This window comes from Streptomyces sp. NPDC001137, from assembly GCF_040298885.1.
Classification (GTDB): domain Bacteria; phylum Actinomycetota; class Actinomycetes; order Streptomycetales; family Streptomycetaceae; genus Streptomyces.
Genome location: NZ_JBEPBA010000026.1, coordinates 51,915 through 76,794, shown reverse-complemented (window position 1 = coordinate 76,794; position 24,880 = coordinate 51,915). Strand labels below are relative to the sequence as shown.

At 69.2% G+C, this 24,880-nt stretch carries 30 protein-coding genes; 7 read left to right on the top strand and 23 right to left on the bottom strand.

The features are described 5' to 3' along the window. Positions 1–47 precede the first annotated feature (47 nt). From ABT254_RS37405 to ABT254_RS37395, 3 genes are all read right to left on the bottom strand, one after another. Positions 48–674 carry a helix-turn-helix domain-containing protein gene (locus ABT254_RS37405; RefSeq protein ID WP_351480592.1) on the bottom strand — a complete coding sequence of 209 codons (627 nt, stop codon included), beginning with the start codon at positions 672–674 and terminating at the stop codon, positions 48–50. A 121-nt stretch (positions 675–795) separates the two neighbouring features. After that, positions 796–1,293, bottom strand: a complete 498-nt coding sequence (locus ABT254_RS37400) for an HAD domain-containing protein (protein WP_351480590.1) — start codon at positions 1,291–1,293, stop codon at positions 796–798. 11 nt (positions 1,294–1,304) lie between these two features. Beyond that, positions 1,305–1,928, bottom strand: coding sequence for an RraA family protein (locus tag ABT254_RS37395; protein ID WP_351480588.1), 624 nt, complete (start codon positions 1,926–1,928; stop codon positions 1,305–1,307). A 165-nt stretch (positions 1,929–2,093) separates the two neighbouring features. On the opposite strand from ABT254_RS37395, the gene ABT254_RS37390 reads away from it, so the two are divergent. Continuing rightward, the gene (locus ABT254_RS37390; RefSeq protein WP_351480586.1) at positions 2,094–2,951 is read left to right on the top strand and encodes a nitroreductase/quinone reductase family protein; all 858 of its coding nucleotides are present in this window, start codon (positions 2,094–2,096) and stop codon (positions 2,949–2,951) included. A gap of 36 nt (positions 2,952–2,987) precedes the next feature. Here ABT254_RS37390 and ABT254_RS37385 read toward each other — a convergent pair whose 3' ends face one another. The 4 genes from ABT254_RS37385 to ABT254_RS37370 all read right to left on the bottom strand — a co-directional run bounded on the left by ABT254_RS37385 (position 2,988) and on the right by ABT254_RS37370 (position 7,876). Further along, complete coding sequence (locus tag ABT254_RS37385; protein ID WP_351480583.1) at positions 2,988–5,009, bottom strand: HelD family protein; 2,022 nt, start codon at positions 5,007–5,009, stop codon at positions 2,988–2,990. A gap of 55 nt (positions 5,010–5,064) precedes the next feature. Beyond that, complete coding sequence (locus ABT254_RS37380) at positions 5,065–5,670, bottom strand: TetR/AcrR family transcriptional regulator (RefSeq protein WP_351480580.1); 606 nt, start codon at positions 5,668–5,670, stop codon at positions 5,065–5,067. Between the two features lie 17 nt (positions 5,671–5,687). Next, positions 5,688–6,638: an ATP/GTP-binding protein gene (locus ABT254_RS37375; RefSeq protein ID WP_351480578.1), complete on the bottom strand. Its 951-nt coding sequence runs from the start codon at positions 6,636–6,638 to the stop codon at positions 5,688–5,690. 146 nt (positions 6,639–6,784) lie between these two features. Further along, positions 6,785–7,876, bottom strand: coding sequence for a phosphotransferase (locus ABT254_RS37370; RefSeq protein ID WP_351480577.1), 1,092 nt, complete (start codon positions 7,874–7,876; stop codon positions 6,785–6,787). Between the two features lie 232 nt (positions 7,877–8,108). On the opposite strand from ABT254_RS37370, the gene ABT254_RS37365 reads away from it, so the two are divergent. Beyond that, positions 8,109–8,906 carry an HAD family hydrolase gene (locus tag ABT254_RS37365; RefSeq protein WP_351480575.1) on the top strand — a complete coding sequence of 266 codons (798 nt, stop codon included), beginning with the start codon at positions 8,109–8,111 and terminating at the stop codon, positions 8,904–8,906. On the opposite strand, the gene ABT254_RS37360 is transcribed toward ABT254_RS37365, so the two are convergent. Beyond that, a complete protein-coding gene (locus ABT254_RS37360; protein WP_351480573.1) occupies positions 8,875–9,747 on the bottom strand; it encodes a GntR family transcriptional regulator in 873 nt (290 codons plus the stop codon). The genes ABT254_RS37365 and ABT254_RS37360 overlap by 32 nt on opposite strands. Before the next feature lie 133 nt (positions 9,748–9,880). Between ABT254_RS37360 and ABT254_RS37355 the strand changes: the two genes are divergently transcribed. After that, on the top strand, positions 9,881–10,078 hold the full coding sequence (locus ABT254_RS37355; protein WP_351480571.1) for a hypothetical protein: 198 nt from the start codon (positions 9,881–9,883) through the stop codon (positions 10,076–10,078). Positions 10,079–10,089: 11 nt separating this feature from the next. Here the strand turns inward: ABT254_RS37355 and ABT254_RS37350 are convergent, their stop codons facing one another. The 3 genes from ABT254_RS37350 to ABT254_RS37340 all read right to left on the bottom strand — a co-directional run bounded on the left by ABT254_RS37350 (position 10,090) and on the right by ABT254_RS37340 (position 12,884). Beyond that, on the bottom strand, positions 10,090–11,103 hold the full coding sequence (locus tag ABT254_RS37350) for an aminoglycoside phosphotransferase family protein (RefSeq protein ID WP_351480568.1): 1,014 nt from the start codon (positions 11,101–11,103) through the stop codon (positions 10,090–10,092). A gap of 168 nt (positions 11,104–11,271) precedes the next feature. Then, on the bottom strand, positions 11,272–11,973 hold the full coding sequence (locus tag ABT254_RS37345; protein ID WP_351480565.1) for an HAD family hydrolase: 702 nt from the start codon (positions 11,971–11,973) through the stop codon (positions 11,272–11,274). A 29-nt stretch (positions 11,974–12,002) separates the two neighbouring features. Continuing rightward, on the bottom strand, positions 12,003–12,884 hold the full coding sequence (locus ABT254_RS37340) for a FadR/GntR family transcriptional regulator (RefSeq protein WP_351480563.1): 882 nt from the start codon (positions 12,882–12,884) through the stop codon (positions 12,003–12,005). Between the two features lie 182 nt (positions 12,885–13,066). Between ABT254_RS37340 and ABT254_RS37335 the strand changes: the two genes are divergently transcribed. Then, positions 13,067–13,255: a hypothetical protein gene (locus ABT254_RS37335; protein ID WP_344399511.1), complete on the top strand. Its 189-nt coding sequence runs from the start codon at positions 13,067–13,069 to the stop codon at positions 13,253–13,255. A gap of 54 nt (positions 13,256–13,309) precedes the next feature. Here the strand turns inward: ABT254_RS37335 and ABT254_RS37330 are convergent, their stop codons facing one another. Continuing rightward, positions 13,310–14,233: a GntR family transcriptional regulator gene (locus tag ABT254_RS37330; protein ID WP_351480559.1), complete on the bottom strand. Its 924-nt coding sequence runs from the start codon at positions 14,231–14,233 to the stop codon at positions 13,310–13,312. Between the two features lie 172 nt (positions 14,234–14,405). Here ABT254_RS37330 and ABT254_RS37325 point away from each other — a divergent pair, with 172 nt between their 5' ends. After that, on the top strand, positions 14,406–14,591 hold the full coding sequence (locus ABT254_RS37325) for a hypothetical protein (RefSeq protein WP_351480556.1): 186 nt from the start codon (positions 14,406–14,408) through the stop codon (positions 14,589–14,591). A gap of 268 nt (positions 14,592–14,859) precedes the next feature. Here the strand turns inward: ABT254_RS37325 and ABT254_RS37320 are convergent, their stop codons facing one another. Then, the gene (locus tag ABT254_RS37320) at positions 14,860–16,116 is read right to left on the bottom strand and encodes a GNAT family N-acetyltransferase (protein ID WP_351480553.1); all 1,257 of its coding nucleotides are present in this window, start codon (positions 16,114–16,116) and stop codon (positions 14,860–14,862) included. Positions 16,117–16,836: 720 nt separating this feature from the next. Beyond that, positions 16,837–17,484, bottom strand: a complete 648-nt coding sequence (locus ABT254_RS37315) for an RsiG family protein (protein ID WP_351480551.1) — start codon at positions 17,482–17,484, stop codon at positions 16,837–16,839. A gap of 167 nt (positions 17,485–17,651) precedes the next feature. Here ABT254_RS37315 and dtd point away from each other — a divergent pair, with 167 nt between their 5' ends. Beyond that, on the top strand, positions 17,652–18,077 hold the full coding sequence (gene dtd, locus ABT254_RS37310; RefSeq protein ID WP_351480549.1) for a D-aminoacyl-tRNA deacylase: 426 nt from the start codon (positions 17,652–17,654) through the stop codon (positions 18,075–18,077). Positions 18,078–18,093: 16 nt separating this feature from the next. Here dtd and ygfZ read toward each other — a convergent pair whose 3' ends face one another. The 3 genes from ygfZ to ABT254_RS37295 all read right to left on the bottom strand — a co-directional run bounded on the left by ygfZ (position 18,094) and on the right by ABT254_RS37295 (position 20,151). Further along, a complete protein-coding gene (ygfZ, locus tag ABT254_RS37305) occupies positions 18,094–19,059 on the bottom strand; it encodes a CAF17-like 4Fe-4S cluster assembly/insertion protein YgfZ (protein WP_351480546.1) in 966 nt (321 codons plus the stop codon). A gap of 10 nt (positions 19,060–19,069) precedes the next feature. Continuing rightward, a complete protein-coding gene (locus ABT254_RS37300) occupies positions 19,070–19,507 on the bottom strand; it encodes a Fur family transcriptional regulator (RefSeq protein ID WP_099929821.1) in 438 nt (145 codons plus the stop codon). A 68-nt stretch (positions 19,508–19,575) separates the two neighbouring features. Further along, the gene (locus tag ABT254_RS37295) at positions 19,576–20,151 is read right to left on the bottom strand and encodes a heme-binding beta-barrel domain-containing protein (protein WP_351480543.1); all 576 of its coding nucleotides are present in this window, start codon (positions 20,149–20,151) and stop codon (positions 19,576–19,578) included. Positions 20,152–20,420: 269 nt separating this feature from the next. On the opposite strand from ABT254_RS37295, the gene ABT254_RS37290 reads away from it, so the two are divergent. Continuing rightward, complete coding sequence (locus tag ABT254_RS37290) at positions 20,421–20,783, top strand: DsrE family protein (protein ID WP_030941521.1); 363 nt, start codon at positions 20,421–20,423, stop codon at positions 20,781–20,783. Between the two features lie 42 nt (positions 20,784–20,825). On the opposite strand, the gene ABT254_RS37285 is transcribed toward ABT254_RS37290, so the two are convergent. The 6 genes from ABT254_RS37285 to ABT254_RS37260 form a co-directional block, all read right to left on the bottom strand. Next, positions 20,826–21,089, bottom strand: coding sequence for a DUF3099 domain-containing protein (locus ABT254_RS37285; protein ID WP_115907338.1), 264 nt, complete (start codon positions 21,087–21,089; stop codon positions 20,826–20,828). A gap of 74 nt (positions 21,090–21,163) precedes the next feature. Then, on the bottom strand, positions 21,164–21,451 hold the full coding sequence (locus ABT254_RS37280; RefSeq protein ID WP_003991226.1) for a DUF1416 domain-containing protein: 288 nt from the start codon (positions 21,449–21,451) through the stop codon (positions 21,164–21,166). 59 nt (positions 21,452–21,510) lie between these two features. Further along, positions 21,511–22,350: a sulfurtransferase gene (locus tag ABT254_RS37275; protein WP_351480538.1), complete on the bottom strand. Its 840-nt coding sequence runs from the start codon at positions 22,348–22,350 to the stop codon at positions 21,511–21,513. Positions 22,351–22,483: 133 nt separating this feature from the next. Next, positions 22,484–22,564, bottom strand: coding sequence for an Ms5788A family Cys-rich leader peptide (locus ABT254_RS37270; RefSeq protein ID WP_350751515.1), 81 nt, complete (start codon positions 22,562–22,564; stop codon positions 22,484–22,486). Positions 22,565–22,762: 198 nt separating this feature from the next. Continuing rightward, positions 22,763–23,509, bottom strand: coding sequence for an LmeA family phospholipid-binding protein (locus ABT254_RS37265; protein ID WP_351480535.1), 747 nt, complete (start codon positions 23,507–23,509; stop codon positions 22,763–22,765). Positions 23,510–23,723: 214 nt separating this feature from the next. Continuing rightward, positions 23,724–24,878 carry a hypothetical protein gene (locus ABT254_RS37260; RefSeq protein ID WP_351480532.1) on the bottom strand — a complete coding sequence of 385 codons (1,155 nt, stop codon included), beginning with the start codon at positions 24,876–24,878 and terminating at the stop codon, positions 23,724–23,726. Positions 24,879–24,880: the final 2 nt, after the last annotated feature.

Here is a 24,880-nt window from a genome sequence, read left to right as displayed (position 1 = left end):
CTTGCGCTTGAGGGTTTTGGGTCCCGCGGGCAGCGTGGCCGGTCTGCTCAACCGGTGGGCCGCTGCGGGTCGTGCGGTTCGGCATCGTTGCCGTCGGACGTGCGGGTGCGGCGCGTGGCGGACTTTCGTCCGCCGGCCGTGCGGGTCTTGCGGGTACGGCGCTCACCGGTCTGCTCGCCGCCGTCCTCGCGGGGGCGGCGTATCGCGGTGCCGGCGCCCTGAGCGTCCTGTCCGTCCGCGGCGCCCTGGCTGGGCTCGGCGGTCAGGACCACCGCGCCGGCCTCCGGGGGCGCCTCGGTCGTCTCGTCCGCCGTACCGGCGATCCCGAACCCGTTCTCCTTGCGGAAGGACTCGTAGATCTGGAGCAGCACCTGCTTCTGCCGCTCGTTCAGCGTGGGATCGGCGAGGATGACGGCGCGCGTCTCCACCTCGTCCCGGTCCCGCTCGGCGTCGAGGATGCCTGCGCGGACGTACAGCGTCTCGGCGGAGATCCGCAGCGCCTTGGCGACCTGCTGCAACACCTCCGCGCTCGGCTTGCGCAGCCCGCGCTCGATCTGGCTCAGATACGGATTGGACACCCCGGCGGCGTCGGCGAGCTGCCTGAGCGACAGCTGCGCGGTGCGCCGCTGCTCGCGCAGGTATTCGCCGAGATTGCCGACGTTGAGCGATGCCATGCCTCCACCTTGCACCATCCTCGCTAACTATTGCAAGCAGCCGCTTGCAATAGTGCGCCACGCCACTCGGGAGGGTGCATCGGACCGGGGCCGGGCGCTCTCACGCCAGGCGCCCCGAGCCTCAGTGCCCGGCGCGACGGTCCCCGAGCCACTGCTCCAGGACGGCGAAGTCCGCGGCGGTGAGCCCGTACCGGTGGTCGACCCGGTGCAGCAGGGCGGGCGCCGGATGGTGTGCTGCGACCCAGGCGCGGTCGGCAGGGGTGATCTCGTCGTCGACCCAGACGAAGGGTCGGCCGTCCGCCCGGGCCACCAGAGGCCGGGTCTTCCAGTGCAGCGGCGTCGCCGGCTCGTCCTCGTCCGGCCAGTCCACCGAGGGCAGTGGGGGCAGGCCGAGCCAGGGCGCGACGCAGACGTTCGCGTCGTCCAGCCACGTCGTCGCCCACACCAGCTCGCAGTCCAGCGCCACGAGTCGCGCACCGAGGGCGGGGTCGATGCGGTTCAGCAGCGGCTGCCCGGCGACCGCCGCCCGCGGCAGCGGAAAGCGCGGCTCGTACGACGGGTACGGGTCGGTCGAACCGAACGGGATCAGCGTTCCGTCGATGTCGAGGAAGAGAAGCATCAGGGACAGGATCAGCCCTCGAACCCCCGCTCCGCCAGGATCTTGTCGATGCGCGCCCGATGCGCCGCCTCCCAGTCGTCCAGCGACTCGGCGGCCTCCTTCGCCAGCTTGGCCCGGGCCGCCGCGAGCACCTCCTCGCTGCGGGCGGCGGGTACGGCGACGACGCCCTCCTCGTCGGCCACGACGACGTCGCCGGCCTCGACCCGTACGCCACCGCACGTCACCGGCTCACCCAGCGGCCGTACGACCGACTTGGCGCCCGGGATCGGGATGACACCCCTGGCGAACACCGGGAACCGCGCCTCCCGCACCTCGGCGAGATCGCGGATCAGGCCGTCCAGTACGAAGGCCGCGACGCCCCGCCGCTGGGCGACGGCGCAGACGTTGCCGCCCGCGAGCGCCCAGTCCAGGTCCCCGGACTCCACGACGACGACCGATCCGGGCGCGGCGCGGTGGATGGCCGCGTGCAGCATCAGGTTGTCGCCGGGCGGGCAGCTGACGGTGAAGGCCGGTCCGGCCACTCGCCCCTGCGGTCCCCACAGGGGGCGGATCCCGATGTCCATGACCTGCCCGCGGCCCAGGAGGTCGGCGAGGGTGGTGGTGGGAATGGTCCGGAACTCGATGGCGTCAGTCATACGCCGGACGTTATCGTCCAGTACATGACTGCCGGGTCGGCCTTGTGCCGTGAGCGAGTTGGGTGCCCGGCCTCTGAGTGAGGCCAGGGCGGGCGCGAAGCCCGCCTCTTTCTCTGCGCCGCCTTCGAATCCTTCGAAAGACACCAGCTGCAGAGAAAGAAGAGAATGCCCAACGAGGACAACAAGAAGTTCATCGACTTCAACCAGCAGGTCATCGACGAGTTCCGCGCCCACCGGGGCCGCGTCGGCGGCCCCTTCGAGGGTGGCCGGCTGCTCCTGCTGACCACCACCGGCGCCCGCACCGGCACCCCGCACACCACTCCCGTCGGCTACCTCCCCGACGGCGGCGACCGCGTGCTGGTCATCGCCTCCGCGGCCGGCTCCCCCAAGCACCCGGACTGGTACCACAACCTCCTCGCCCACCCCCGAGTCACCGTGGAGAGCGGTGTGTTCACGTACGAGGCCGAGGCCGTCGTACTGGCAGGCGAGGAGCGGGAGCGGGCCTGGGCGCGGGCGGTGGGGGCCGACCCCGGCTGGGCCGAGTACCAGAAGAAGACCGAGCGGATCATCCCGGTGGTCGCCCTGCACGCGATCACGAACGGCGGCCCGGGGCAGATCAACGCCTCCTCGCCCGGCGAGGCGATCAAGGTGGTGCACGACGCGTTCCGCCGTGAACTCGCCCTGATCCGGAAGGAGATGGCGGCAGGCGACGGCACCCTCGGCGCCCAGCTGCGCGTCAACTGCCTGACCTTCTGCCAGGGTCTGCACAACCACCACACCGGCGAGGACACCATGATGTTCCCGTTCCTCGCCGAGCGTCACCCCGGATCGAACCCGGTGTTCGAGCGCCTGGCCGAGGAGCACGAGCAGATCGCCGCCCTGGTGGCGGAGCTGCGCCGCGCCCTGGCCGACGAGGACCCGGCCGCCGCCCGCGCCGAGGTCGAGCGCCTCACCCACGACCTGGAAGCCCATCTGACGTACGAGGAGCAGGAGTTGATCCCGCTCCTGGACGCCCCGGCCTGACCCGCGGGCGGCCGCGGCCTGCCTCGCCCCTTCGGGCTAGAACGGCAGCGGCCGCCCGTGCACCACCTCCAGCCGCGAGACCGCCCGGGTCAGCACGACATACAGCCGGTGCAGCCCGCGCGCCTCCGCCTCCGCGATCGCCGCGGGCTCGACGGCGACGACATGGTCGTACTCGAGTCCCTTGACGAGCCCCGCCGGTACGACGGTCACGCGGGCGCCCAGCTCGTCCGGTCCCGCGGCCTCGATCCCGGCCGCGCCGAGCGCCTGTGTCACCCGTTCCACATCGGCGTCGGCGGCGACGACCCCGACCGATCCCTCATGACCGAGCGCCTCGCGTACGGCGTCCACGACCGCCCCCGGCAGATCGGCGCCCGCCTCCCGCACCCTCAGCTCCCCGTCCCTGCGCAGCGACCGCCCCGCCGGAACGTCGACGTCCAGCCGCTCCAGCAGCCGGTTGGCGAGTGCGACGACGGCCCGGGGCACCCGGAACCCGGTCGTCAGCGGCACCACGGCCGCGTCCGGTTTCCCCAGGTGCCGCAGGACCGTGTCCCAGGAGCGCGCCGCCCAGGGCGTGGTTCCCTGCGCCAGGTCGCCGAGCACGGTGAGCGACCCGAAGGGCGCCCGCCGTGCGATGGCCCGGCACTCCATCGGGGAGAGGTCCTGCGCCTCGTCGACGACGACATGGCCGTACCCCTCGGGATGCCCGATGAGCCCGGCGACCTCGTCGAGAAGCACCAGGTCGGCTGCCGACCAGCGAGCCGACTTCCACGACCGCGGAGGCTTGGCCCACAGCAGTGCCCGCTGCTCGCCGGCGTCCAGCAGCCCGTCGGCGGCGACAGCCAACGCCCGCGGGTCTGCGAGCAGTCGGGCAACGACCTCCTCGGCCCGCACCCGCGGCCACACGGCGTCGACATACGCCCCGACCGCCCGCGCCCTCGAGATCCTCTGCACCCAGGCGTTCGACTGCGGCCCGGCCCGCCGCTCGGCCTGCGCCTGGATGCACCGCACGACCCGCATCCGCACCCGCTCGCGCCCGATCCCGTACGGCGGCTCCTCACGCCGTACGTCCTCGACGATCCGCACGAGTTCACCGGCCCCGACCCGCCACCGGTACGAACCGTCGTCCACGGAAAGGGAGTCGACCCCCTCGCTGGAGACATGCGCGTACAACGCCCGGCGCAGCACCTCCGCCATCCGGGCGTCGTGCTTGACGACGGCGGCCCGCTCGCTGTCGGTCCCTCTGACCGGGTGCGCGGCGATCTCCTCCTGGAGGGTCGACTGCCGTACGCCGGTCTCGCCGAGGGCGGGGAGCACCTGGGAGATGTAGGCGAGGAAGGTCCGGTTGGGCCCGAGGATGAGCAGTCCGCCGCGCTTCATGCGCTGCGGGTGGGTGTAGAGGAGGTAGGCGGCCCGGTGCAGCCCGACGGCGGTCTTGCCGGTGCCGGGAGCACCCTGCACGCACACCGAAACGCCCAGGTCCCCTCGTACGAGATCGTCCTGCTCGGGCTGGATGGTCGCCGCGATGTCCCGCATGGGGCCGACGCGGGGCCGCTCGATCTCCCGCGCCACGATGTCGCTGACCGGCGACTCCCCCCGGTCCAGGTGCTCGTCCTCGAGCCCGGTGAGGTCGGCGGAGTCGCCGCGGCTGCCGGGGGCCCAGCCGAACCTGCGCCGGACCGCGACGCCCTGCGGGTCGCCGGCACTCGCCTGGTAGAAGGCGCGGGAGACCGGCGCCCGCCAGTCGACGACCAGCGGCGGGGCGGCGACGTCCTCGCTGATCCGCAGCCGCCCGATGTGCAGCGACTGCTCGGCGGTGTCCAGCCGCCCGAAGAACAACGGCCCTTCGGGCAGCTCCCGCATCTCCTTCGCCCGGCTGCGCAGCCGGTACCCGAGCACTTCGGCATCGGCACCGGAGGCGGAGACGTCCTCACCGGCGACGACCTGCTCCTGGGCCCCGTCGACCATGGCGGCGAGGGCGGTGCGGCAGCGGTCGTGGTGGGCGCGTTCGTGGCGGAGGGACTCTTTCAGGGCGGGCGGGGCGGGGTCGGCTGACGTCATGGGCACAAGCGTACCCAACTAACGTAACCAGGTTAAATATTTTACCGAGTCTCACCTATGCGAGATGCGGCAGGCCTGCCGCCAGCACCGCGAACGCCCGCTCCGCCGCGGCCACGGCATCCGCCCGTACGTCCTCCACCCGCTCCCCTTCGGCGATGCGCCGCCAGTTCTCCATCGCGAGAATCCGCTGTACGGCAATGATCTGCCCGGCGGCGAGCCGGGCCTCCAGCCCACCACCGAGGGCCTCGGCGAGCGCGGCCTCGGACCGCTGCTGGTAGGCGTACACGCGGGCGACGAGGGCGGGGGTGCCGTAGAGAAGGGTGTGAAAGGCGAGGACCTGCGGATGGTCGTTCAGCCCGGTGACCGGATCCCCCCGCTCCAGCCCGTCGAGAAAATGCCGCCGCAGCGCGGCCAGCGGCGTGGGCCCCTCGGCCACCACCCGAGCGGCCTCCCCCTCGTGATCGGCGATCCGGTGCAGGACGAGATCCTCCTTCGCCGGGAAGTACCGGAAGAGGGTCGGCTTGGAGATCTCGGCAGCGGCGGCGACCTCGGCGACGGAGACGGCGTCGAAGCCGCGCTCCAGGAACATGCGGATGGCGATCTCGGAGACGTCTTGGTACATCCGCTGCTTCTTGCGTTCACGCAGGCCGGGCTCGCTCATGGCGGTGAGCCTACGCACTAGGTCAGTTCATGGGCCACGTTCCAGAGCGTCTCGAAGAACTCCCTGCGGCGCCGGACGATCGCCCGGGCGTGGTCGCCGCCGTCCAGGGACCAGCGGGTCAGCAGTGATTCGTAGCCGATGAGGTCAAGGAGATTGCCGTCGTCGGCCGCAAGGGCGGTGTTCGACGGGTCCGGGCGCAGGTCGAGCTTGTCGTAGATCCCCTCGTACACCACGTCGTCGTTGATGAAGTAGAGCTTGAGCGAGGGTGACATGTGCAGCACGCGGAATTCGACCTTCAGCGTTCCCCGTCTGCGGACGGTCATCCGCCCTGTCTGAGACCTGAGACTGCTCTCGTGCTGAGCGATCTGATGCCTCAGGTGTTCGCGGAAGTCCGGAGCGTCAGAGATCTCACCCCCCGGGCCCACCTGGCCGGGGATCTCGATCTCCTTGGTGAAGTCCGGCACCAGAACTCGAAGGCTCACGGTGCGCAGTGGATCCGGTTCCAGGCTCTGGAGAATGTTCTTCAGCGGGACAGCGAACGTCTCTCCGGTGAATCCCATCGCCGTGAGCCGAACTTCTCCCCCGGCCTCTAGCGCCTCCTTGAACTCCTCCTCCAGCTTGCTCGGCGTGACCCCTTCGCCCCCTCGCGGGCGCAGCAACGTGTTCAGGCGCTGCACCTCGTTTTCGAGCCGCCGCACCAACTGGTCCAGCGCTTCCTGGTTGTCCCGCTGTGTCGTGTGCGCCGCGTTGAGACGCCGCACCTCGGAGTAGAGCATGTAACCCACCACGGTGAGCAGCGCGCCGCCCAGGTAGACCTTGTCCTGCAGTGCGTCACCGATGGGCCTCACGAACTGTGCCAGCAGTCCGAGTCCGAAGACGGCGGCCAGGAAGAGCTTCGTGACCGTGGACTCCGCACGTCCGCATACGGCAGCCAGTCTGTCCCTCCAGGACTGCCTTGTGTCCGACACTGACTCCCCCTGTCGGCCCGCGACTTGAACCAAGCCTGCTCATGGTGCCTGGATGGACAGACCGTCAGGAAGAGGGCAGCCAAGCGTCAGCAGGAAGCACCGGCTTTCGGTGTGTCCGCGGGGCGGGATCGGGGGCGGAACCTGCGTCAGGAATCAGCCCGGGTGCCCGCGTCCGTGGCGCGGCGCCGGCGCATGAGGGCCGTCATGATCTCCGTGTGGCTCGGCACCTCGGCAAGATCGAGCGGCCCGGCCGCGGCGGCCAGAACTCTCTGCAGTTTCCGCGCGGCCCAGGGCAGAGCCGCCCAGTTGAATCCCGTCCCGTCGCCCAGCGACATCGACACACGGATGACGTCGGTGAAGACCGACTGCGCTCTCTTGAAGTCGAGGAGGACGTCCAGGTCGTCCGCCCAGCCGTACGAACCCCCGGGGTTGGCGCTCTCGACGACACGGCACCATTCCGTGGCCATACGCCGTTGCTGCGTCTCCGGGTAGCGCATCAGATAGAGATGCGTGGCGAGGTCGTAGAGGGGATCGCCCAGCATCGCCAATTCCCAGTCAATCGTCCAGAGTTGTCCACGGGAGTCGACGACGAAGTTCTTGCGGTGCAGATCCGCGTGCAGCAGGGAGAAAGGGCGCGGCCGCAGCCCGCACATCTTCTTCTTCAGGCGGGTGAACGATTCACTGCCCACGCCGAGCTGCTCGAAGAGCTCTCCGAACTCCTCATGGTTCTTCTTGTAGACCTGATCCTCTATGAAGACGACAAGACGCTCCAGGAATCCGTCCGTGTCACGGTCTTCGGCACGGTCCTCCGGTAGGCAGCGCCGGGGAACGCTCTCGAGCATGTCGGGCGGGATCCGCGCCATCTGACGGAAGAGCTCGACGATCTGGTCGAAGATCGCGTCGGAGACCCGCCGTCCCGCCCAGCGCCGGGTGGGCAGAGTTCGGCCCTCGATGAACCCCTGGAACCCCATGCCCGCGACGTCGAGGACATCGGGGATCCACTCGACCTTCCCCTTGAGGGTGCGCAGCAGCTTCTCCTCCGACTCGAAGCACCGCCGGTCGAACCACAGGATCTCGGCACGCGGCTCCCGGACCTTGACGATCTGCGTACCACCGTCCAGCCACAGGACATAGGTCTCGTGGTGGTACCCCTTGAGCGGGCCCTTGATCACACCCGGTTCCTCGCCGCGCACTTCGTCGGCGAGTTGTCGAGCGTCGGAGGCTGCTTGGGGTGGCATTTCTGGGTTCAGCTCGTTCCGGTGGAGCCCATGGGGTAAGAGGGGACGCACGTTACTCCACTGGCACCCTGCGGCGCGGCGCGAACCCGGTAATCGAGGGCTTCGGTCCCCGACTTGGGCGAACCTGCGCACGCGCGAACGCCTTGGACAGATACCTGCGCACCCACCGCCTCGTTGACACCCGCGACACCCCGAGAGCACACCCGGGGTGCGGAGGAACACGAGGAATCCCATGACAGACACCATCGACGACCAGGAAGCGCTACTGCCACTGCTCGCCCGCACAAGCGCCGTACTGTTCGACTTCGACGGACCTGTCTGCCGGCTCTTTTCCGAGTCCACAGCCGGGATTGCACGAAGCATCAAACGAACCGCGGAAGCAGCCTGGGGTTCCCTCGACCCGGACGTCCGGGACTGCGACGACTCCCACCACGTTCTTCGGCCGTTGCGGCACATGTACGAGCGGCTGTACGAGGAGCAGGATCCGAAACGGCAGCCCAGCTGCCGTCCGCTCGAATTCGCCGAGAAGACCGTCGCCGCAGCAGAGATCTCGGCCGCCGCCGATGCCACCCGCGCCGAGCACATCGGCGAGTTGCTGCCCCGACTGCGCAAGCTCGGTATGCGTCTGGTCATCGTCAGCAACAACGCCGAGGGCGCGATTCTGCGGGCCCTCGAAGGCATGCGTCTGACCCCGCAGTTCGAGGCGGTGTTCGGCCGGGACCCGCAAGACGCCCGACTCATGAAACCGAACCCCCACTGCGTCCGTCGGGCCCTCGCCCACCTTGGGATCCCCGCCCATGCTTGCCTGCTGGTGGGGGATCAGGTCACCGATCTCACCGCGGCCCGGGCCGCCGGGACCCGTTTCCTCGGCTGGACGCAGGACGAGATCCAGGCCAAGGAGATGGAGAGGGACGGATCGGATGCCGTCGTCTCCTCGCACCGGCCGTTGGTGGCGGCCGCCGGGAGGCTCTTCGAAGCCAGGCAGTCCGCGGAATCGGTCAGCGGCCGAGCAGTTCCCACACGGACGTGAACCAAGCCTGTTGCTTCTCCACGAACTCCGAGCCCTGGGAAGAGGGGTCGTCGTCCTTCACGTAGTGCGTGAGACCCGCGCCCAGACCGATCACATCGGGGGCCTCGATCTCCAGGCCGTCGTCCAGTTCGAAGGGGCGCATGTAGACCGTGTACGGCCCCTCCAGAGCCTGCACCTTGTTGACGAGGTAAAGCTTGGAGTATGGAACCAGTCCAATGTGACGGATCTCGAACTCCACCGAGGGGACCAGTTTCATGGCCCGCACATCGCTCACGAGGGTCCGCAGTGTGGCCGTGTGCCGACGCCTGAGGTCCAGATAGCGCTCCTTCAGGACCTCGTCGTGGGTGGGGTCGCCGGTGCGCCAGTACGGCATCTCGACCGACTCGGAGGGCAGCAGCACGCGCAGGGCTATCCGTTGTGGGGAGATGCGCCCCGCCTGGATCCGCTCCGCCTGTGTGCGGAGGTGCGCGCCAAGGGACTCCGAGGTCAGCGTGAAGACGTCCAGGGTCACTTCGGTCTGCTCGAACGCCTCACCGACGAGCTCCCCCAACGTGACCTGGTGGTCGGGGTCCTTCGCGCTCCTGGGCGAGTGAATGTGCTGGTTCCAGATCACCCGGGACCCACTGCCCTGACGCGACTCGATCCATTGCTCGCTCTTCAGGTCCCTGAGCACCCGCTGCACGGTGTCGCGGGAGACGTCGAACTCCTCGGCCAGTTCCCGCTGCGAGGGCAGGCGTCCGTTCAGCGGATATGCGCCGCTCGTGATCCGATGGCGCAGCGTCGCGGCGACGCGGTCGTACTCCTTGCCGCCCCGCTCGCCGGTGGAGGTGGTGCCAGTCACACGGCGACCGTACCTCAACTTGCCTGCCTGCGTTAGGCGATCAACAGGCAAGGGCATACCCTGACTAGTCAACCAGTCCAATTGGACTGGAAGTTGATCGCTTGTCAGTAAGCGGCAGTCAGGGGGCGTAGTGGTGATCGCGAACACGATGGTTGAACTGGGAATCAGCATCTTCTTGATGGGCCTCGATCAGCTGGCCCAATCACAGTTCGGCGGGCTCGGACTCCTGCTCCTGCTCCTTGTCGGAGTGGGCATCCGGACCCGCAACGGAACCTGCCTGTCCGTCGCCGCCGTGCTCCTCGTCCTCGTGCTCCCGATGATCTCTGCCTAGCACTGGGGCGATCAGGCCCACGGAGCACTGCTCGAATCAGCGCTGTGCCACTTCCGCAGAGCTTCGACAATCTGCTCCGAGTCCGGTACGAGATCGAGTTTCAGGGGCTTGCGGGCCCGGTGCATGGCCCGGCCCACCCGGTCTCCCGCCACCCGGAAGTGCTGCTCACCTGCATCGGCCGGGAGGTCGAGCGCGGCCCGCATGACGTCCGGGAACACCGACTGCGCGTACTCGAAGTCCAGGTAGGTGCCGAGGTCCTCGTGCAGGCCCACGGTGAGAGAGCCGAGGCCGGCCTCCTTCATGGCCTCGGCCCACAGGCCGATCATCCACTCCTGTTCGTCGTCGTCGTAGCGCATCCGCACGAGGTGTGTCGAAAGGTCGTGCAGCGGATCTCCATATATCGCGAACTCCCAGTCGATCACCGAGATCCCCTTGCGGTGGAGCACGACATTGGCACGGTGGACGTCAGTGTGGAGGAGAACGAAGGGGCGGCAGGTCAGGGCGCGGTGGTTCTCCTTGAACACCGTCATCGCGCCCAGGGGGATTCCCACGGCGTCGAAGAGGTCACCGAACCGATCGCGGTTGGGCAGGTGCACGCGGTTCTCGGTGAAGTCGACGAGCCAATGCAGGAATTTCTGGCTATCGCCCTCGGCCGGCCAGTCCTCGGGGCACGCCGGGAGCTCCTCGGCCGGTACCTGAGCGGTCCGGACGAAGAACGCAGCGAACTCACGCAACAGCCTGTAGCCGACCTGGCCGTCGGGATTCCGCTCGCTGAGCGCCTTGCCCCTGAGATACCGGTGCAGGGAGCAGCCGCCCTGTAGGGCCAAACCGCGCGGCACTTCGCGCAGATGCCGGCAGACGACCGCGAGCACGTCCACCTCGCTGGGCCAGATACGCGGAACCACCTCCACCGTCTCCAACGGCACCCGGTACTTGAAACGCGCAAACGGCGTGACGCGGAGCACGGGGGCCAGCAACAGACCCGCATGCAGGACGTAGTTGGTGTTGTGGTGCCCCGAAAGCACCGCAGCCTTGCCTCGGCGGCAGCGGGCCTCCAGGAGGCGATGTACTAGCGTTTGCTGTGTTTCATGGCGTTGTGGGGGCATGACGGGGGAGGTTAGCGACTTCCCCCACGGCGCGTGCCAATTGACCAAGAATTTATACAACGGGCGAGCAGGCGGTATCCGGCACAGTCACCCCCGCAACGTCTCCAACAACGGCTCCAGTGACCCCACGATGTCCGTCGCCCCGGCGACCTGGAGCAGTTTCTCCTTGTGTTCGTTACGCGCGTAGCCGAGGAAGGGGACCCCGGCCTGGCGGGCCGCCTCGCAGTCGGTGGGGGTGTCGCCGATGAACAGGGCGCCGGTGGGGGCCACGCCCATGGCGGTCAGGGCGCGGTTGAGGTAGTGGGGGTGGGGCTTGAGGTACTGCAGGTCGTGGGTGCGGCCGTAGATGTGCGGCAGGAAGCAGTCGAGCAGGCCGCGGCCGGCGAGGTAGGCGTGGACGACCTTCGGGGAGTTGTTCGTGGCTATCGCCAAGCGCGCCCCGACCGCCTTCCAGGTGCGGATCAGCGGGTCGGCGTACGGGGTCGGCTGAGCCTTGGGCACCGCCCGCAGTTCCTCCTGGGTGAGACGTTCCTCCACCTCCACCACCAGGTCGCTGTCGGGGTGCCGGCGGTCGACCGCGCGCAGTACGGCATGCGGGTCCTCGGTGTCCCGCTCGTTCTCCGTGAGCAGGTCGTGCAGCCCCCGGCCCTCGAGCCAGTCCACCAGGTCGGTCGCCACGCCCTCCGCCGAGTGCCCGGCGAACAGCCGGCAGATCGGTCCGTCGAAGTCCCAGAGCACGACGCGGGCATGCCCGATCAGCTCCTGCAGTCGCTCGGTCTGTGCCGCCATCGGATCAGTCTGCGTCGTATCACTAGTCACTAGGAGAGTGTCAGGTCCGTCGTGATGGTTTCCCAGAGGGCGTCGAACCACTTCTGGGATTCCTCCACGAACGCCTCGTCCCGCTGCCCGGCCCGTTTGACGAAGGAGAAGAGGACGGACGCGGATCCGAGGGCGTCGTACATCTCGAGGGTCTGGCTCTGCCACTCCTCCGCCCGCTTGGTGGGGATGTAGTACCCGATCAGCGCCTCCTCGCCGTTGAGCATGTACAGCTTCACCGGAGGCGTGAAGGGAAGCGCGCGGAATGTGACCTGCACGTCGATGCCGTGCGTGGACCGGACCGCGTGCAGGTTGTGGCGGAGCACCTGTGCCTGTGCGTCGCGCATCGAGAGCCACCGCTGGTGGACCATGTCGTCCTCGTCGCTGCCCTCGACCAGCACGGGAAAGGCGAGATTGATGTCGCGGCTCGGCAGCAGGACGCGGAAGGTGATGGACTCGGGCCGTATGCGGCCCTCGTGGATCAGGCGAACCGGCTCGCTGAGGGCCAGCAGCAGCGTCTCGGACGTATGGCACACCACGTCGACGCGGACCCGCTGCGCCGAGAACGCCTCCGTCAGCCGCGGTGCCAGACCCACCATCGTCGGCTGGGGCTCCCCGCGAACGGGCGCCGGCGGCTCCGCGATCCGTGGTGGGCTTCCCTTGCTGACGTTGGTGAGCAACCCGTCTTGCTGGAGGGCGCGCAGGGCCTGGCGGACCGCGCCGCGTTCCACGCCGAACTCGTCGGCCAGCTCGGCCTGGGTGGGCAGGCGGTCTCCGGCCTTGAGGTCACCCTTGCTGATTCGTTCCCGCAGGATGTCGGCGATCTCCTGGGGCGAGAGCCTTCTGCTGCCGTTCACTGCCACGTTCTCCTGGGTCACGACCAAACGCTACAACTCGGATCCATCTACCGGGAGTTGTTTGTGACTTGTTTATGAGTAGGTACCAAGTGGGGATAACTTAGTTGAAGTTGGTTGCCAACTTTGTTCAGTTGGCGGAAGTTTTGCTTCCTCGGATCCGCCTCACCCCCACGCACGTCCCGCCCGCGAAGCCTGAAGGGGGAACCACCATGCCCGTCCTCGCCCTCCTCTCCGCCGTCTTCGTCGTCGGCATCGAGCAGACCGTTCAGTGGAAGTACGGCGCCACCGGCATCATCGGTCTGCTGCTGCTCACCATAGGCATCAAGGCGAAGAACCCGGCCGTCAGCTCCATCGGAGCCGTCGTGCTCGCCCTTCTGGTCGCGGGGCCCGCTCTATGAGCGGAAGGCGACCTGCGGCCCGGTCGGCCGCTGTCCCGTCACTGTGGGAGACGATCAGTTCGTGAGCACGAGCTCCGAACTGATCGTCTCCCACAGTGCGTTGAACCACAGGTGCGACTGCTCGACGAAGGTGGTGTCGCGCAGGCCGGCGCCCTGTTCGAAGGCGAACAGCATGGACTGGGTGCCCTCGGCGTCGTACATCTCCAGGTGCTCGTGGTCGATCTCCTCCTCGCGCCGCGTGAGCGTGTAGTACGCGAAGAGCGCCTCCATGCCGTTGAGCAGGTACAGCTTCACCGGCGGGGTGAAGGGCAGGGCGCGGAAGGTGACGTTCACGTCGATGCCGTGTGTGGCGCGCAGGGCCAGCAGGTTGTGCTGGAGCACCTGGCCCTGGGCGTTGCGGTTGGCCAGCCAGCGGCGCTGAAGACGGCCGTCCACCCTGGGGTCCACCGGGGTCGGGAAGGCCAGGTCGATGTCGCGGCTGGGCAGCAGTACGCGGACGTCCAGCTTGGCCGGTTTCAGCTGTCCGGCGTGGATCCGGCGCAGCGGTTCACCGATGGCCAGAGTCAGCGAGACGGCCGTCAGACAGAGGGCGTCTATCTCCACGTGATGCGCGGCGAAGGCCTCCGCTATGCGCGGGGCCAGGGCCACCATGGTCGGCAGCGGCGGGGCTCCGGGGCCGGTCAGGGCCTTGCTCAGGCCCAGGTCGGGGGCGACGGTGGCGGGAGCTCCCTTCGACACGTTGGTCAGCAGGTGCTCCGACTGCAGGATGCGCAGCGCCTGGCGTACCGCGCCGCGTTCGACGCCGAACTCGTCGGCCAGTTTCGCCTGCGTGGGCATGCGTTGACCCGGCTTGAGCTCACCCGACCTGATGCGGGCGCGCAGTTCGTCAGCCACCTCTCGGTGCGACGTCTGTGACGTCTGTGGCCGCTGCGACCTCTTCCGCCCATTGACGGAGGCGTGTTTCGGGTCCACGACCAAACACTACAACTTCCCGCCATCTTTGGGCAGTTCCAGGGAAGGTGGTTATAAGACGCTTCCAAGCGGAGATAAGTACAGAGAAGTTGGTCACCAACTTCAACAACATGGTCAAACTTCATGAGGGTTGGCCGCAACCATGGGTCCGCCTCCCCGTCCCGAAGGAGGGACCGCCATGCCGCTCATCGCCCTCGCCGTCGCCGCCCTCGCCATCGGATTCGAGAACCTCGTCCAGTGGAGGTACGGGCCGATGGGCCTCATCGCCTTCGCCGCGCTGTCCATCGGACTCAAGGCCAGGAACACCACGATCAGCGGCATCGGAGCGGTCATCCTCGTGATGCTGCTCGCCCAGTCCGGCTGAGTCCCGCCCGGCGGGCCCGACGGGTTCGCCGACCCAGGATCCGGCTGGCCGGGCTCCCTTCCGGAGGGGAGCCGGGAGCCCGGTCAGTCTGCACCAAGCGCACAGCCACAACCGAACACCGACAACTGAACAGCTCCATCAGCACAGCCACAACTGAACAGCTTCACCGGCACGGTCACAACGGAAGAGCACGACCAGTGAAAAGCACAGCCACAACTGAAGAGCACAGCTACGGATGAGTCATCAGTCGTCGTCGGAAGGAAGGGGCTCAGAACATGTCCGGGCACCAAGGCCGCCTGGACGTACGCAGCAGGGCGTCGGCCACTTGGGCGGCGCCCGCTCGTTCTTCCCGCACCCGGCCCAGCGCCGCGAGCCGCACGACCGACTCGTCACCCAGCCACAGCCGCCCCAACTCGGCAATGTCCAGCGTGAGTTCGGGGCTCTGAGTGGTCGGCGTGCAGGACGCGCCCTGCGCCGACGCCTCCAGCCGGTAGCGGCCGCCCGCCAGGCCGGCGCGGTCGGCGACCTCCAGCACCAGGGAGCCCGTCCCCTCGTACGTCCGCGACTCCAGCGCCCGTACGACGTCCAGGATCCGCACCCACAGCCAGTCGGCCCGCGACGTGATACGGGCGGCCCTCGGGTCGGGGAGGAGGAGGGGGAGCAGGTCGTCAGGGGCCCGGTGGCCGCTCTTGACCTGGGTGACCCAGTCTATGGAGCACAGATAGCTCCACAGGGCGCGCTCGGCGGCCGGGGTCGCCGCGATCAGGTTCCGCACGGTCGCCGTGTCCAGCGGCTGCCCCGCGTCGCCCCACTTGTCGTCGACCTCGTACGCGACCAGGCCCTCGACCTCGCCGTCCGCCGCGCGGTACAGGGCGAAGAACGGCTCGGTCCACTTCGGGTCGACCCGCACGGCGCCGGTGGCGAGCTGCCACCACCAGTCGCCTCGGGTGACGGCGCCGGGGGTGGTGCGGCGGAAGCGGTCGTGGAGTTCGGGGCCGAGTTTGCGTACGTCCTCGGGGTCGACGAGGTCGATACGGGCCCCGTCGGCCGGGCCCGACCAGCGGGGGTCGAGGCCGGTGCGGGGGACGTCCACGGTCCACTCGGCGGCCGTGGTGGCGGGGCCGAAGCCGTAGCGGCCGTAGATCGGGTACTCGGCGGCGATGAGCGTGGCCACGACGTCGCCGCGCTCCTTCGCGGCCGCGAGGTCCCGGGTCATCATGCGGGTGAGCAGGCCGCGGCGGCGGTGGGTGGCGGTGACGCTGACCGCGGAGATGGCGTTGGCGGGGACGGGGGTGCCGCCTACCGCGGTGACCTGCTGCTCGAAGGAGCGGAAGGTTGCTACGCAGCGGGGGCCGTCGAAGGCGCCGAGGTATCGGTTCGGCTCGAACTGGGGGCGGCGGGCTTCGAGTTCGGGTTCCCAGACCCGGGGTTGTTGTACGAACCCGACTTTTACGGCGCGGAGCCACTCCGGGAACTCGGGCTCGGTGATCGGGCGGATGTCGATGTCGGGGTGCGCCTGGGTCATGGGATCACGGTAGGGGGACCCCGGGGCGGTGTCGCGCGGATTTTCCTCGCCCCCGCCGCCCCTACCCGTCCCGTCCCCAGGGGCTGCCGCCCCTTCGACCCCACCAGGGGCTCCGCCCCTGAACCCCAGCGAGACCGCGTCCCCCGCACCCTTAGCGGGGCTCCGCCCCTGCACCCTGTTTCGGGGCTCCGCCCCGGACCCCGATCGGCCTGAACGGCCTCGTCCTCAAACGCCGGACGGGCTGAAAAACACAGCCCGGCGCTACGACGGATATGCCCCGCGGGTGGGCGGGGGATCGGGACGGCACCCTCGACGACCGAACACCGTGAGCGGCACTACGACGGACACGCCCCGCGGGTGGGCGGGGGATTGGGATGGCGTCCTCACGGCGCAACACCATGAGCGGCACGGCGGGCACGCCCCGCGGGTGGGCAGGGCATCAGGGCAGCATCCCCGACGCACAACACCACGAACGGCACCGCGGACACGCCCCGCGGGTGGGCAGGGCATCAGGACGGCGTCCCCGACGCACAACACCACGAACGGCACCGCGGGCACGCCCCGCGGGTGGGTGGCAGATCGGGAAGGCGGCCCGGCCGCCAGCTCCAAACACGCTGGACGGCTCGGGCCGGCGCTGCGGTCGGCGCCCCCGCCGGCCTGCAGGGGCGCGCAACAGCAACCCGGTCCCCATGGCCCTTCGCCCCGGGCGGCCCCCAGGGGTCAGGTCAGCAGGTCGTCGACCTGGGCCTCGCCCTCGCGGTAGCGGCGGGTGATTTCGCCGCTGCAGTCGTCCGTCGTGCGTTGCAGGCGTTGGCGCCTGAGGGAGACCTGCTGTTCGTAGCGGACCAGCCGGCTCATCGCCGTGTTGAGTTCCAGGTCCGTGCGGGCGGCCAGGTCGGAGAGTTCGACCTCGGCGAGCATGTCGGCGGCCAGTCGGCCGTACTCCTCGTTGTACGGCGTGCCCAGCGTCACATGGCGTGCGGAGGAGCGGTGGCGGGCCGGGGCGTCCGTGAGGATCTCCGGGAGCCGTTCGACCACGGAGCCCGCACCTGCCGGGGAGCGGCGGGTCAGTTCCGCCCGCAGGATGTCGATACGGCCCTGCAGCAGCCGCCGCACATAGCTCAGGTCGGCCTCCTCGCGCTGGGCGTCCCGGCGCAGGGTGCGCAGTTCGGGCAGGCTCAGCACGGCCAGGTCGTGCTCGGGCGGCCCCGCTGGCAGGTGCGGACCGCCCGGGCCGTCACCAGGGTCCCCTCCCCTCGCGCTGTCCGGGCTGTCCGTCCGCTGAGTGGGCGGACGCATCGGCGCTCGCTCCCCTGTACGAATCAGCGAGACTGCCCCAGGAGGCTGCCCAATACTCGGTGTGCTCATGTGCCTCAACCGTCCCCTCGACCGGCGTGTGGAAGCATCGTGCCACCCCAAGTGGCCGCTATGTGACCGAGTGCCCCCGATCGGCCCCAGATGGGGGGTTAAGGATCAATAAGAAGTCCTCCGAAGCCGCCTCGGACCTGGTTCCGCGCGCACGGCATGATGGGTTCATGCGTGCAGTGGTGCAGAGGGTGGACGGCGCGAGCGTCGTCGTCGACGGCGAGACGGTCGGGGAGATCATCGGCGAGGGGCTTTGTGTCCTCGTCGGGGTGACGCACGAGGACACCAAGGAGAAGGCGGCCCAACTCGCCCGCAAACTCTGGTCGATCCGCATGCTCCAGGACGAGAAGTCCTGCAGTGACGTCGATGCGCCGCTGCTGGTCATCAGCCAGTTCACGCTGTACGGGGATGCCCGCAAGGGGCGCCGGCCCACCTGGAACGCCGCCGCGCCCGGGGACGTGGCCGAGCCCCTGGTCGACGAGGTCGTCGCCCAGCTGCGCGCCCTCGGTGCGACGGTGGAGACGGGGCGTTTCGGCGCGCAGATGCGGGTGTCCCTGACCAACGACGGACCGTTCACCGTCCTCGTCGAGATCTAGGGCCCGGAAACGGCGTCTACGGCTCTACGACCGTCTCCTGCGCCGCCGCCGTGTCCCCCGCCACCAGCCGCGCGTCCACCGGCACGTTCCGCTTCACCAGGGCCAGCGCGACCGGGCCCAGCTCGTGGTGGCGTACGGAGGTCGTGATGAAGCCGATCTTGCGGCCGTCGGGGCCCTCGTCGGCCAGGCGGATCTCCGTGCCGGGCGTGGGGAGGTGCACCTCGCTGCCGTCCAGGTGCAGGAAGACCAGGCGTCGCGGCGGCTTCCCCAGGTTCTGCACCCGCGCCACCGTCTCCTGGCCCCGGTAGCAGCCCTTCTGCAGGTGTACCGCCGTGCCGATCCAGCCGAGCTCGTGCGGGATGGTGCGGTGGTCGGTCTCGAAGCCCAGGCGCGGGCGGTGCTCTTCGACGCGCAGGGCCTCGTACGCCAGGATCCCGGCCGGAGGGCCGGCCTTCTCGGCGTACGACTCGAGGTCCGCGCGCGGCAGGAAGAGGTCGCGGCCGTACGGCGTCTCGCGTACGGCGACGCCCTCCGGCACCTCCGCGATCGAGCCGGCCGGCAGGTGCACCACCGCGAACTCGGCCGTGCGGTCGGCCACTTCGACCTTGTAGAAGAACTTCATCGACTCCAGGTAGGCGATCAGCGCGTCCTGGGTGCCCGGCTCCACGTGCGCCCAGACCGTCTCGCCGTCGTCGACCAGATACAGCGCATGCTCGATGTGTCCGTGCGCGGAGAGGATCAGCGCCTCGGTGGCCTGGCCGGCCGGGAGGTCGCTGACGTGCTGGGTGAGGAGCAGGTGCAGCCAGCTCAGGCGGTCCTCGCCGGTGACGGTGACGACCCCCCGGTGCGAGAGGTCGACGAAGCCGGTGCCGTCGGCGAGCGCGCGCTGCTCGCGGAACAGTTCGCCGTAGTGGGCGGCGACGCCTTCGTCCACGCCCTCGGCGGGGACGGCGCCGGGCAGGGACAGGAGGGGGCTCTTCATATGTACAAGCCTACGACTCGGTAGTTGAACTCTTCAGCGAACAGTCCCGGCATCTGCCGAAGATCGCGAAGTGCTTCATGTCCGTCTCGAAGCCGAACTCCCGCCGCAGCTTCGCGGTGAACTCGGCGGCCACCGACACATCGGCCTCGATCACGTTCTGGCAGTCCCGGCAGACCAGGTGGATGTGGTGGTGGCGGTCCGCGAGGTGGTACGTCGGCGCGCCGTGCCCGAGGTGGGCGTGGCTGACAAGACCCAGCTCCTCCAGCAGCTCCAGCGTCCGGTAGACGGTGGAAATGTTGACCCCCGACGCCGTCTTCTTCACTTCCGTGAGGATGTCGTCGGGGGTCGCGTGCTCCAGGGCGTCCACGGCTTCGAGCACGAGTTGCCGCTGCGGCGTCAGCCGGTAGCCGCGCTGCCTGAGGTCGCTCTTCCAGTCGGTGCTCACCACACCGAAGAGTCTAGAACTACTTGTACTTGTCAGAACTACTGGAAAAACGCGACCCGGCCACGACCGGGCTACTTGAAGAACGCGATGCCGTCGTCCGGCATGTCGTCCGGCAGGGCCTTGGCCCAGCGCTCGACGTCCTCCGGGGTGACGACCTTCTTCAGGTGCGCCGACATGTAGGGGCGCAGCTCGACCTCGGGGGTCTGCTTCTCGCCGACCCACATGAGGTCGCTCTTGACGTAGCCGTACAGGCGCTTGCCGCCGCTGTACGGGCCGGAGGCGGCCGTCCGGGCCACCGCGTCCGTGACCAGGTCGATCTGTGGCTTCTTGTCGGCCATCTCGCCGTACCAGATCTCGACGACACCGTCGTCGCGGACCATCGTCACCTCGACCTTGCGCTCGGCGTCGATGCGCCAGAAGCCGTGCTCGGACTCCAGCGGGCGGACCTTGTTGCCGTCGTTGTCCAGCACCCAGGTGCGGGACTGGTACTCCAGGAAGTCCCGGCCGTCATGGCTGAAGGTGACCTCCTGCCCGAAGTTGCACTTCTCGGCACCGGGGAAGTCGTGCACGCCCGCGCCCGCCCAGTTGCCGAGCAGGAAGGCGAGGGGGACGAGGTCCTTGTGGAGGTCGGACGGGATCTCGATCATGGGGTCGGCAGTTCCTTGATGGGGGTCAGCGCTGGCCCTGGTACAGCTTCTTCACGGTCAGCCCGGCGAAGGCGAGGACGCCGACGCAGACCAGGACCAGCAGGGCTTCGAAGAATGCCTCAAGCACGGGGTGCTCCTTGATGAGCTGAGGGTGGGCGGTACACAAAGGCCGGGCCCCAGCTTACGCGGCCGGGGCCCGGCACTCCTTGTGAGGTACGCCCAAGCGGGACCGGCCGAGCTGTTGTAGGAGAGTTGGTTACGATTCGGCCATGGCGAAGAAGCTCGTGATCAAGGTGACGGCGGGGGCCGATGCGCCCGAGCGGTGCTCGCAGGCGTTCACGGTGGCGGCGGTCGCCGTGGCCAGCGGAGTCGACGTCTCCCTGTGGCTGACCGGTGAGTCCGCGTGGTTCGCGCTGCCGGGCCGCGCCGCCGAGTTCGAACTCCCGCACGCGGCCCCGCTGCCCGACCTGCTCGACGCGATCCTCGCCGCCGGCCACGTCACCCTGTGCACCCAGTGCGCGGCCCGCCGGGACATCACGGAGAAGGACGTCATCGAGGGCGTACGGATCGCGGGGGCACAGGTGTTCGTGCAGGAGGCCCTGGGGGACGAGACGCAGGCGCTCGTCTACTGAGACGGTCTGCTGAGCCGGCCACTGAGCCGGCCTGCCGAGCCGCTAGGACCTGGGGCGCTTCTTGCCGTCCAGCTCGTCCCACCACTCGTCGGACTTCGGATCGCCGGACGGGTCGTCCCACCAGCGGTCGTCCGGCCCCCTGCGGTTGGCGACCATGGCGGCGACCGGGGGGATGACCATCGCCACCACGCACATCCCGACCGCCACCGGGACCGACCAGATCCGTACGACTCCCCAGGCCAGGACGAACAGCGTGATGCAGGTGCCCATCATGGCGAAATAGACGTGACGCCGACGTGCCAGCATGACTCCAGGGTAGAACCGGGCACGCCGAAGGGCCGTACCACAAAAGGTACGGCCCTTCGTTCGTGCCGGTGCCGTCAGACGGCGATCGCGACCTCGGCGAGGCCGCCCTGCTGGGCGACGACCGTGCGGTCCGCGGTGGCGCCGGGGACGAGGGCGCGGACGGTCCAGGTGCCCTCGGCGGCGTAGAAGCGGAACTGTCCGGTGGCGGAGGTCGGGACCTCCGCGGTGAACTCACCGGTCGAGTCCAGGAGGCGGACGTAACCGACGACGGGCTCGCCGTCCTTCGTCACCTGGCCCTGGATGGTGGTCTCACCGGGCTTGATCGTCGAGGCGTCCGGGCCGCCGGCCTTCGCTCCACACATGTCTTTCTCCAAGAGGGGTCTGACCGGAGGAAGGCCGGTCGGGATTTGCGGGTTGGGTCTTACTTGTTGGCGCCGAGCTCGATCGGGACGCCGACGAGGCTGCCGTACTCGGTCCACGAGCCGTCGTAGTTCTTGACGTTCTCGACACCGAGCAGCTCGTGCAGGACGAACCAGGTCAGAGCCGAGCGCTCACCGATGCGGCAGTAGGCGATGGTGTCCTTCGACAGGTCCACCTGCTCCTCGGCGTAGAGCTCCTTGAGCTCGTCGTCCGACTTGAAGGTGCCGTCGTCGTTGGCGTTCTTCGACCACGGGATGTTGCGCGCGGTCGGGACGTGGCCCGGACGCTGCGACTGCTCCTGCGGCAGGTGCGCGGGAGCGAGCAGCTTGCCGGAGAACTCGTCGGGCGAACGCACGTCGACCAGGTTCTGCGAACCGATGGCCGCCACCACGTCGTCACGGAAGGCGCGGATCGCCTTGTTCTGCGGCTTGGCCTTGTAGGTGGTCTCGGCGCGCTCCGGGACCTCCTCGACCAGCTCGCGGGCGTCCAGCTCCCACTTCTTGCGGCCACCGTCGAGCAGCTTGACGTTCTCGTGGCCGTACAGCTTGAAGTACCAGTACGCGTACGACGCGAACCAGTTGTTGTTGCCGCCGTAGAGGATCACCAGCGTGTCGTTGGCGATGCCCTTGGCGGACAGGAGCTTCTCGAAGCCCTCCTGGTCGATGAAGTCGCGGCGGACCGGGTCCTGCAGGTCCTTGGTCCAGTCGATGCGGATCGCGTTCCTGATGTGGTTCTTCTCGTAGGCGGACGTGTCTTCGTCCACCTCCACGATCGCGATGTTCGGGTTGTCGAGGTTGGCCTCGACCCAGTCGGCGTCGACCAGGACGTCGCTGCGGCTCATGCTCTTTCTCCTCCGGGGCAGTTGCGGCGGGGCGTGCGAGTGCAGGGGGTGCGGGGTGCCTCCGACGGTGGGCCGGGGCGCGCACGGGTGCCCTGAGCAGGGCAGGGGGGATGCGGAGGTCTGCGCCTTCCGCTCAGAAGGGGCGACAGAGCATGGCGGCGACGCGGCACAGGTCGACTGCCCGCCGCTTCGTAAGGTCCGCCTGTCGCTTCATGAGAGCGATCGTAGGGACGGACAGCGGGGCGTGTCACCGGGGTGTCGTATTGTGAGATGCGATCGTCCGGGATGTGAGAAGCGATCAGCGCGCAGGGTGCGTGGGCACGCTCCGCGGGCGGATCTCCCGGTCATCACATCTACGGTGCGGACGGGAGTGTCTCGCCCCTCGGACGCCTTGCGTCCACCGCCCGTCGTCCTACCCCGCGAGCCTGACGTTCGAACCCTTCACCGTGATCTGCACACCGTTCTTCGCAGCCTGCACACTGTCCAGCTTCACACCGCCGGGGAGCTGGTGGATGGCCTGCTGGAAGTCGGTGATCGCCCGGATGCGGGAGTCCGCGAGGTCGACGACCAGCTTGGGCAGGTTGTCCGCGTGCACCTTGACGGTGTCGCCGTCCACGGTCACCGAGCTGAGCACGGGGTACGTCTGCGTGGCGCCGGCGGCGGTGACCTTGATGTCCACCTTGATCTTGCCGTTGCCGCCGTCGGAGAGGCCGACGACCTGGGCGTTCACGCCGGGGATGATCTGCGTCGGCTCGGACTTGGCCGCCTTGAGGAGTTCGTCGTAGGCGATGGTGGCGGTGCCCGTCGCGGTGGCCGCGGTGGCGGAGCTGTAGTCGCCGGAGAACTTGACGCCCTTCATGTCGGCCTTCAGGTCGTCGATACGGATCGTCTTCGGGCCGCCGTTGCCGTTGGTGGCGGTGCCGGTGTCGGCCTCGTAGTCCTTGATGCCGATCTCGACGTCGTCCAGCTCGCCCGAGGCGGCCTGGGTGAGGAAGGGGAAGCCCTTGATGGACACGTCCGGGGTGGTGGCGAGGTTCTCCGTGGTCTTCACCTTGTCCGCCGCCTCGTTCTCGGCGAAGTGGACCGCGACACGGTCCGCGATCACGAAGAGGCCGCCCAGGACCACGACGACGATCAGAAGTATTCGCAGGGCGCGCATGCGGTGTTTCCCCCACCTGGCCGGACGACGACGGTTGTGACGACCGGGTGGCCGCCCAGCGCGAGCGTAACCCTGCGGTGGGCTTCGGCCGGGGAATTGTCGATCAGCTGTGACAGGGGTTACCGGCGGTGACGCGACCGCCCTGGGGGCTGCCGCCCCCAGACCCCCGCTTTCGGCCTGAACGGCCTCGTCCTCAAACGCCGGACGGGCTGGGCTACGCCAGCGCCCGGCCCAGCATGAACACCACCGGTGCCGCCGCCGTCAGCGGTAGGGCCACGCCCGCTGTGAAGTGGACGAATCTCGACGGGTAGTCGTAGCTCGCCACCCGGTGGCCGATCAGGGCGCAGACCGCCGCGCCCGCGCCGAGCAGTGCGCCCTTCGCGCCGAAACCGGTCATCCCGCCGACCGCGATGCCCGCCCCCGCCGCGGCGAGCAGCGAGACCACGATCGACGCCGGGGTGGGCAGCGGCAGGGCGCGGGCCAGGACCGCCACCGCCACGGCGGCAGCGCCGACGGTCACCGCGTCCGGCTCGGCCGCGAGGTATCCGGCCGCGACGATGGACAGCGCCGCCGAGGCGACGGTCGCCATCAGGCCGTACATCCGCTCGTCCGGCTCCGCGTGCGAGCGCAGCTGGAGGACCAGGGAGAGCAGGACCCAGACGCCGAGGGTGCCCAGGATCGCCGCGGGGGCGTTCTCCCGGCCCGCCACCAGCAGCGCGACATCGGCGGCCAGCGCGCCCAGGAAGGCCAGCGCGATGCCCTGCCGGGCCGGCCACATGCCGTTCAGCCGGAACCAGCCCGCCGCGGTGACCGCCTGGAGGGCGACGAGCGGGATGAGCAGGGCGTACGAGTTGATCGCCGCCGCTCCAGAGACGAGCAAGCCCAGCAGCGCCGTGAGTCCGGCGGGCTGCATGCCCGGCTCGATGATCGGGGAACGCCCCTCCTCCCGGGCGCGCTGGGCGTCCGAGATCCGGGGGTTGCCGGCGAGGGTCGCGGGCCCGTACTCGGAGTCCGCATCAGGCTCCTCCCCGCCCGCACCGCCTTGGACAGTCGTCCCTCCCCCAGTGCCTGAAGGGCCTGGGGGGACCCCCAGCCGGGACGGGTGGGCGAGGCCATCACCGCCGGGCGCCTCGTACCCGGGGTCGACCACGGCGCCGGGATACCCCTGCTGCGCCCCCTGCGGCTGTGCCGCCTCCCAGGTCTGCCCCTGCCCCTGCCACTGCTGCGTGTACTGCTGGTACTGCTGAGCCTGGGCGGCGTGCGCGTCGTCGTACCCCTGGTACCCCTGATACCCCTGGTACGGCTGCTGGTGCTGCTGCTGATACGGGTCGTACGCGTCGTACGAACCCTCGTACGGCTGGTCGGTCATCG

What these genes read in the sequence shown, in the direction of transcription:
- ABT254_RS37405 (WP_351480592.1), bottom strand. Translation starts at nt 674, where the DNA reads ATGGCATCGCTCAACGTCGGCAATCTCGGCGAATACCTGCGCGAGCAG.
- ABT254_RS37400 (WP_351480590.1), bottom strand. Translation starts at nt 1,293, where the DNA reads ATGCTTCTCTTCCTCGACATCGACGGAACGCTGATCCCGTTCGGTTCG.
- ABT254_RS37395 (WP_351480588.1), bottom strand. Translation starts at nt 1,928, where the DNA reads ATGACTGACGCCATCGAGTTCCGGACCATTCCCACCACCACCCTCGCC.
- ABT254_RS37390 (WP_351480586.1), top strand. Translation starts at nt 2,094, where the DNA reads ATGCCCAACGAGGACAACAAGAAGTTCATCGACTTCAACCAGCAGGTC.
- ABT254_RS37385 (WP_351480583.1), bottom strand. Translation starts at nt 5,009, where the DNA reads ATGACGTCAGCCGACCCCGCCCCGCCCGCCCTGAAAGAGTCCCTCCGC.
- ABT254_RS37380 (WP_351480580.1), bottom strand. Translation starts at nt 5,670, where the DNA reads ATGAGCGAGCCCGGCCTGCGTGAACGCAAGAAGCAGCGGATGTACCAA.
- ABT254_RS37370 (WP_351480577.1), bottom strand. Translation starts at nt 7,876, where the DNA reads ATGCCACCCCAAGCAGCCTCCGACGCTCGACAACTCGCCGACGAAGTG.
- ABT254_RS37365 (WP_351480575.1), top strand. Translation starts at nt 8,109, where the DNA reads ATGACAGACACCATCGACGACCAGGAAGCGCTACTGCCACTGCTCGCC.
- ABT254_RS37345 (WP_351480565.1), bottom strand. Translation starts at nt 11,973, where the DNA reads ATGGCGGCACAGACCGAGCGACTGCAGGAGCTGATCGGGCATGCCCGC.
- ABT254_RS37335 (WP_344399511.1), top strand. Translation starts at nt 13,067, where the DNA reads ATGCCCGTCCTCGCCCTCCTCTCCGCCGTCTTCGTCGTCGGCATCGAG.
- ABT254_RS37325 (WP_351480556.1), top strand. Translation starts at nt 14,406, where the DNA reads ATGCCGCTCATCGCCCTCGCCGTCGCCGCCCTCGCCATCGGATTCGAG.
- ABT254_RS37320 (WP_351480553.1), bottom strand. Translation starts at nt 16,116, where the DNA reads ATGACCCAGGCGCACCCCGACATCGACATCCGCCCGATCACCGAGCCC.
- ABT254_RS37315 (WP_351480551.1), bottom strand. Translation starts at nt 17,484, where the DNA reads ATGAGCACACCGAGTATTGGGCAGCCTCCTGGGGCAGTCTCGCTGATT.
- dtd (WP_351480549.1), top strand. Translation starts at nt 17,652, where the DNA reads ATGCGTGCAGTGGTGCAGAGGGTGGACGGCGCGAGCGTCGTCGTCGAC.
- ygfZ (WP_351480546.1), bottom strand. Translation starts at nt 19,059, where the DNA reads ATGAAGAGCCCCCTCCTGTCCCTGCCCGGCGCCGTCCCCGCCGAGGGC.
- ABT254_RS37295 (WP_351480543.1), bottom strand. Translation starts at nt 20,151, where the DNA reads ATGATCGAGATCCCGTCCGACCTCCACAAGGACCTCGTCCCCCTCGCC.
- ABT254_RS37290 (WP_030941521.1), top strand. Translation starts at nt 20,421, where the DNA reads ATGGCGAAGAAGCTCGTGATCAAGGTGACGGCGGGGGCCGATGCGCCC.
- ABT254_RS37285 (WP_115907338.1), bottom strand. Translation starts at nt 21,089, where the DNA reads ATGCTGGCACGTCGGCGTCACGTCTATTTCGCCATGATGGGCACCTGC.
- ABT254_RS37280 (WP_003991226.1), bottom strand. Translation starts at nt 21,451, where the DNA reads ATGTGTGGAGCGAAGGCCGGCGGCCCGGACGCCTCGACGATCAAGCCC.
- ABT254_RS37275 (WP_351480538.1), bottom strand. Translation starts at nt 22,350, where the DNA reads ATGAGCCGCAGCGACGTCCTGGTCGACGCCGACTGGGTCGAGGCCAAC.
- ABT254_RS37270 (WP_350751515.1), bottom strand. Translation starts at nt 22,564, where the DNA reads ATGAAGCGACAGGCGGACCTTACGAAGCGGCGGGCAGTCGACCTGTGC.
- ABT254_RS37265 (WP_351480535.1), bottom strand. Translation starts at nt 23,509, where the DNA reads ATGCGCGCCCTGCGAATACTTCTGATCGTCGTCGTGGTCCTGGGCGGC.
- ABT254_RS37260 (WP_351480532.1), bottom strand. Translation starts at nt 24,878, where the DNA reads ATGACCGACCAGCCGTACGAGGGTTCGTACGACGCGTACGACCCGTAT.